Origin of the sequence: Microcoleus sp. BM001215392, from assembly GCF_036700185.1 — a bacterium.
Taxonomy (GTDB): Bacteria; Cyanobacteriota; Cyanobacteriia; order Cyanobacteriales; family Microcoleaceae; genus Microcoleus.
On sequence record NZ_JAUBOJ010000176.1, the window covers coordinates 8,543 to 14,023 of the forward strand.

General features: G+C 47.9%; 3 protein-coding genes. All 3 read right to left on the minus strand.

Going from position 1 to position 5,481, the window contains the following annotated elements:
• Positions 1-198: 198 nt before the first annotated feature.
• The 3 genes from dnaJ to grpE all read right to left on the minus strand — a co-directional run bounded on the left by dnaJ (position 199) and on the right by grpE (position 4,671).
• Positions 199-1,329 carry a molecular chaperone DnaJ gene (gene dnaJ, locus QT974_RS18815; protein ID WP_333469959.1) on the minus strand — a complete coding sequence of 377 codons (1,131 nt, stop codon included), beginning with the start codon at positions 1,327-1,329 and terminating at the stop codon, positions 199-201.
• Positions 1,330-1,463: 134 nt separating this feature from the next.
• Entirely contained in the window at positions 1,464-3,584 is a 2,121-nt protein-coding gene (gene dnaK, locus QT974_RS18820; protein WP_333469960.1) for a molecular chaperone DnaK, read from the minus strand.
• 295 nt (positions 3,585-3,879) lie between these two features.
• On the minus strand, positions 3,880-4,671 hold the full coding sequence (gene grpE / locus QT974_RS18825) for a nucleotide exchange factor GrpE (RefSeq protein ID WP_333469961.1): 792 nt from the start codon (positions 4,669-4,671) through the stop codon (positions 3,880-3,882).
• Positions 4,672-5,481: the final 810 nt, after the last annotated feature.

Sequence of the window (5,481 nt, forward strand, 5' to 3'; positions counted from 1 at the left end):
CGAACAATTATTCTACAGCCGATTTTTGACACCAATTGGTTACATTTTTTCGAGGACTATTCTCACAAATTGCCGAACAATTATTCTACCTGTACAAAATGAGCGCAATTGCGCTCATTTTTTTGAGAGAGAATTTAAAAAATTGCCACGGAATCATCAAACAGGAAAATTTGACACCCACGGGTGTCAAAAATTTGCTTATTTCTGAAACAAATTGCCCAGAAATCCTTCCAAGCCACCTTTACCAGTACGATCGCCCTTCAGTTTAGCAAGCTGCATCAGCAACTCACGCTCCTCAGCCGTCACCTTAGTCGGAATATCAATAGACACCATAATTAAATGGTCGCCGCGACTGACTGGATTTCCCAACTTAGGGACTCCTTTTTTCTCTAGAGTCAGAACAGTATTCGCCTGAGTCCCAGTAGGAATCAACAATTCCGTAGGCCCGTCTACAGTTTCCACTTCCAACCGGCAGCCCAAAATTGCTTGCAAATAACTAATCTTGACTTCCGAATTAACGTTAATCCCGTCCCGTTTAAATAAAGGGTCTTCATTGACAGCCAAGAACACGTAAAGATCCCCGGGCGGCCCGCCCAGCTTGCCAGCATCCCCTTCATTGGAGACACGCAAGCGAGTACCGTTGTCAACCCCGGCAGGAATAGTGATTTTCAGCTTTTTCATCACTTCTTTCTGGCCGCGGCCGCCGCAAGTTTCGCACTTATCCTCAATCACTTGCCCGGTGCCGTTGCAGGTAGGGCAAACTGAAACTTGAGTAAAGCTGCCGAAAGGAGTGCGGGTAGCGCGACGGACTTGACCGCTGCCGGTACAAGTCGAACAGGTTTGAGGTCTGGTTCCCGGTTTAGCTCCTGTTCCGGTGCAAGTTTCGCAGGTTTCTAGGTGCTTGATGCGGAGTTCTTTTTCCCCACCAAAAACTGCTTCGCGGAAATCCAGGCGCAAATCCAGTCGCAAATCGTCTCCGCGCACGGGGCCGCTGCGTCTGCGACCTTGCTGTTGGGCGCCCGCTCCTCCTTGAAAACCCTGAAAGAAGCTTTCAAAAATATCGGCAAAGCTATCACCAAAGTCTTGGAAACCAGGCCCCGCCGCCGCACCGCTCACGCCTGCTTCGCCGAAACGGTCAAAACGGGCGCGGGTTTCGGGTTCTGAGAGTACCTCGTAGGCGCGGTTAATCTCTTTAAACCGCTCCTCGGCACCAGATTCTTTGTTGACATCTGGATGGTACTTGCGAGCTAAGCGGCGGTAAGCACGCTTAATTTCCTCTTTGTCTGCACTGCGAGAAACGCCTAATATTTCATAGTAATCACCGGCCATAGAGCTGCTTGCCTGGAGGTAAATAACAAAAAGTGTACGAAAAAGAAACGGGCGACCTTTCCTGAAATTACTAATTTAAAATTAAAAATTAACAATGATAATTTTTAACTTTTAATTTTTAATTTTTAGTTGTTCTAGAGGAAAGGATTCATATCATCAACGTCAGGTTCGGGAACCTTCGGTTTTGGTTCGGGCTGTCGTTGCGGCTGTCGCTTTGACTGTAGTTCCGGTTTTGGTTCCGGTTTTGGTTCCGGCTTAGGTTCCGGCTGTCGCTTTGACTGTCGTTCGGGCTGTCGTTCCGGTTGTGGCGGAGGTTCCGGCGAAGCTTCGGGCACCAGCAGCAGCTCTTCTGTCAGCAAAATGCTGTCGTCGGTAGCTGCAACCTCTTCTAGTTCTGACAGTATCTCGCTTTCAACCTCTTCTCCTGACGGGTCTACGCCGTTGCGGGCCAGCGAATAGACTGCTGTCCCGAGCGAGTATAGCAGTTGCTTGAAAGCTTCGATTTGCTCCGTGAGTTCCTCGCCTGTGATGTCTGGGTTAGCCATCGCACTCTTCAAGGCTACTGCTGCTGTTTCGGCTGCGGTTTTGAGGTCGTGCGAGAGCAATTGCGCGTTGGTTTTCAAAGTGACACCACAATTATAGACCAGGGTGTCGGCTTGATTTTTGAGTTCGACAATTTGAGCGCGCTTGATGTCCTCGTCGGCGTAAAGTTCGGCTTCTTGTCGCATCCGCTCGACTTCGGTTTCGCTCAATCCTCCTGTATTGGAGATTTGGATGCTTTGTTCTTTGCCGGTTCCCTTATCTTCTGCTGCTACCTTCAGAATGCCGTTGGCATCGATTTCAAAGGTAACTTCGATTTGAGGTACGCCGCGGGGAGCTGCGGGAATGCCTTTGAGCAGAAATTTGCCAAGACTTTTATTGTCTTTTACTAACGCGCGCTCGCCTTGGAGGACGTGAATTTCTACGGAGGTTTGTCCGTCAACAGCCGTGCTGTACATTTGCGATCGGCTGGTAGGGATAGTTGTATTGCGCTCAATGACTTTGGTGAATACGCCGCCCAAGGTTTCAAGGCCTAGGGAGAGTGGCGTCACGTCTAGCAGCAGCAAATCTTTGACTTCACCGCCCAAAACTCCGGCTTGAATTGCCGCCCCTACGGCTACAGCTTCGTCAGGATTTACAGATTTATCGGGAGTGACGCCGCCAAAATACTTGCTAATTGCCTCTTGAACTGCCGGAATCCGGGTGGAGCCTCCGACTAAAATAATCCTGTCTATGTCTTTGGGGGTAAGACTTGCGTCTTTGAGGGCTTGAGTCACTGGATCGATCGTCGCCTGCACCAAATGACCTACAAGTTTTTCAAACTGAGCCTTCGATAGTTCCATTTCCAAATGCTTAGGGCCTTTGGAATCAGAGGAAATGAACGGCAGATTAATCGAGGTAGATTGCGAGAGAGAAAGTTCTATTTTGGCTTTTTCTGCCGCTTCTCGGAGTCGCTGCAAAGCCATTTTGTCTTGTGAGAGGTCACTGCTTTCTTGAGTTCGGAAAGCTTCTACGAGCCACTGAACTATGCAGTCGTCGAAGTCGTCTCCGCCGAGATGGTTGTTACCTGCGGTGGCGTTGACTTCAAAAATTCCGTCTCCCAGTTGCAGGATCGAAACGTCGAAAGTACCGCCGCCTAGGTCAAAGACTAAGATTTTCTGTTCAATATTTTGCTTGTCGAGACCGTAGGAAAGAGCAGCCGCCGTCGGTTCGTTGACGATGCGCAGGACTTCTAAACCTGCGATCGTACCTGCGTCTTTAGTAGCTTGCCGCTGAGCATCTGTAAAGTATGCCGGTACTGTAATTACGGCTTGGGTAACAGGTTGTCCCAAATAAGCTTCAGCATCTTGCTTGAGCTTTTGGAGTACCATTGCCGAAATTTCTTGGGGGGTGTGAACCTTGTTCCGAATTTGGACGTTAACGGTGTCGTCTTTGCCTTTGATGCAGGTGTAGGGAGTCCGGGAGCGTTCTTCTTCCGTGTCGTCCCACCTGCGCCCGATAAATCTTTTGATACTGTAGACAGTATTTACAGCATTAGTTACAGCTTGTCGCTTTGCCAGTTGACCTACTAAGCGATCGCCCCCCTTGCCAAATCCTACGATGCTCGGAGTTGTGCGACCCCCCTCGGAATTGGCGATCACGACGGGTTTACCACCCTCTAAAACTGCTACGCAACTGTTAGTCGTGCCTAGGTCAATTCCAATAATTTTCCCCATAGCGCCTCATAAAACTTTGTGGGATGTTTGGAAACCTCCAACTACTACAAGTTGGGGGAGGAAAAACGACTCAGCTTGTTTTTACAAGCATCACCCGACCGCAATTGTAGGAAACAAACTTGATGTCAAGAATGCAATATCAAAGACGGGTAAAAACATTTTTCACAATTTGTTGAGAAAGCGCCGACCTGCTTTTAGTCCTGATTGAAGAACTTGGTGAGTCTCCCGCCTTCGGGCCCCCGAATTCTATTCGGGGGTCAGTGCAGGGCTCAGAATGCGGTAGCTTTTCTCCCGATTAACTTTCCGAACTATCGGGATTTTCATCTGAGGCTACCACAGATAGCCCAGCCGCTGCAACTTTCACTTTGGCGTGCCGCAAGACGCGATCGCCTAGAATGTAGCCGCGTTCTAGTTCTTGGATGATTGTGCCTTCCTCGTGTTCGTCTGTGGGCTCGCTGAGCAGAGCTTCGTGGAGGTTGGGGTCAAACTGTTCGCCTTCTGGGCGCATCGGAGAAACCCCGATTTGCTTGAGGCTATCTACCATTTGCTTGTAAACGCTTTGGTAGCTTTTGTGAATGTTCATTTCGCCGTCTGTTTGTGGCTTGATGTGCGATCGAGCGCGCTCGAAATTATCGATCGCCGGCAACAGGGGCTTGATCGTGACACACCTTGCCTGTAAATCTAACTCTTCTTTTTCCTTTTGTGTGCGCCTGCGGAAGTTGTCAAAATCTGCTGCTAGGCGGAGATTTTGATTTTTTAGCTCTTCTAGTTGAGCGGATGCGGCTTGCAACTGACTTTTTAAAGCCTCTTTTTCATCTGTTACGGAGGCGAGTTCCTTCTTCCAAGACTCGGCCGCGTCTAACTGCGGGCTGTTGGTGGAACTGCCGGTGACGGTTTGCCCGGATGCGTTTGCTGGCGGGCGATCGTCCTGAGCACTTTGATAAGCTCGAGCAAGTTCGAGCTCCCAGTCAGCAGAGCCATTCGAGTTTGCTGGTGCCGGCGGATTTTCGCTTGCCATTGGCGAACCCTCTGGGGTTTCCCCAGTTGAGTTAGGATCTCGATCTTGCTGTTTTTCCTCGTCAATCATAAAAGCTGCGCGACAGAACCCTATCAATTCTAGCAGATACATTTAACCGGGTAAATCGAGAAAACTAGAATTTACTGTATCTGGCACCATCAGATTCAGAGGAAATATCGTGCTGAAGTGGAGACATCTGTCAAAGCTTTCTATATTTTGGGGAAATGACCGTTTGTTATTTTCCTCTCAAATAACCGATTTTGGCGCTAACACCACCTTGATTGTGTTTTAATTTAGGACTGGGGCGATCGCATTTGTACCATGTTTACAAGTTAACTTAAATGCTTTTGTCGAACCTAAAATTTTATTGTTTATTGCCAAATTTTCTGGGTTTGCTGACAAAGATAGTGAATTTAAAATCTATCTTGCTGTTGGAGTTGCAGGTCAAGAAAAAAACTCGCTCGGTGGGAGCGTTTCAAAAATAAAGATCGAGATCGATTTGGAGTGAATGAACCAGCATAGCGGTTTCAAATAAAATCCGACATTCAAAATGAATAAATAATTAGTTAATTTTCCCAATTGACATTTCAAATTTCAACCCGCTCGGGTTAATACTCGGCTAGGGTTAGCTGTCTGCTGGTTGAACCCAGAAAGCAAGTTGTTAATCTTGATGGAAATTCGGCTTGCTGTTTTTGGGATTCGATACAGGAGTCTCTGGGAGCCTCAAATTGTGGCGCGTCAAACGAGCGACCCGATCGGATTATGAAAAATAATGCAACTGTACTCGATCCCAAAAGCGAAACAAGAAGAAAACACCAAAATTATGGTTCTTCCTTACTTGGTATGCTAAACTAACAGTTAAAATGCCAAGTAAGCAAA

Coding starts and splice junctions, on each gene's coding strand:
- dnaJ (WP_333469959.1), bottom strand. CDS start 1,329: ATGGCCGGTGATTACTATGAAATATTAGGCGTTTCTCGCAGTGCAGAC.
- dnaK (WP_333469960.1), bottom strand. CDS start 3,584: ATGGGGAAAATTATTGGAATTGACCTAGGCACGACTAACAGTTGCGTA.
- grpE (WP_333469961.1), bottom strand. CDS start 4,671: ATGATTGACGAGGAAAAACAGCAAGATCGAGATCCTAACTCAACTGGG.